Annotated in this window: 1 protein-coding gene; it reads right to left on the bottom strand. The window is 68.0% G+C overall.

Annotation, left to right across the window (positions count from 1 at the left end):
- On the bottom strand, window positions 1–920 hold a 920-nt coding region (locus AB4Z37_RS32930; RefSeq protein ID WP_441520871.1), incomplete at both ends, for a hypothetical protein.

The following is a 920-nucleotide window of genomic DNA, read 5'->3' as shown; positions in this document are numbered from 1 at the left end:
GACGCCACGATATCGACCTGCCCGCCGCGGCCGCCTGCCGGGGTGGTGAAATTCCCGAAGCCACCAGCCGCTGGCAGCGACAGGCTGTTGATGACATTGATCACGAGTTGGCCGGCATCGATCGGCAGATACGGCGCGGCGATGCCGCTTGCGGCCGCCCGGGATGCGAAGAACTGGCTGATCGTGGTCTCGTTGTACTGCGACTGCTGGCGCACCACCGCGCCCGGCGTGACGGTATAGAGCGACGGCAGTGCGTCGCGCAGGTTGGTATTGGCAACCGTGCCATAGCCCACCACCTGGTAGGAGCCATTGCGCAGCGCGCCAGTCACGAGCCCGGCAGCGGTGGTCTGGCTCGCCGCCACGGTGAGCTTGTAGGCACCGGGCAGCAAGGCGTAGCGCCCCGGCAGCAAAGTGTAGGTGCCGGCTGGCAGTCCGGGGATGCTGCTGAGATAAACCTGCTGGCCGACCTGCAGGCCGATCGGCGCTGATGCCATCTGCGTCGGATCACTGAGCTGCATCAGCGGATCGCGCGGCGCATAGCGATTGCCGAGGCTCGGCAGGATCGCAAATGTCTGGGTGCCGTTGAGCGTATCGACCGAGCCCCCGGCGCCGCCGACGAACTGTGCGCCATAGAGATCGCCGCCGCCAGACTCGTCGATACGTGCGGCGGCCGTCCCGCCGGTCGCGCCCGCCACGGTCAGCGCCTTGCCATAGAACGAGATCGTCTTGGCCGGCGGCGCATCCAGCGCGATCGGCCCGCCGCTGCTGTCGGTGCCGTAGATCCAGTCGGTGTTGCCGAGCGGCGCGCCATAGGGGATCAGCGTGCCGCCCGCCGACACCGACGTGATGCTGCCCGGCAGCAGGTTGATGGCCCCCGTCGCCGACGGATTGCTCGGATTGCCGAAGGTGATCTGGCCGAG

This window comes from Bradyrhizobium sp. 2TAF24, assembly GCF_052115025.1.
In the GTDB taxonomy this organism is placed as follows: domain Bacteria; phylum Pseudomonadota; class Alphaproteobacteria; order Rhizobiales; family Xanthobacteraceae; genus Bradyrhizobium_A.
Note: the sequence above shows the minus strand (reverse complement) of the source record. Positions and strands in the feature narration are given on the sequence as shown.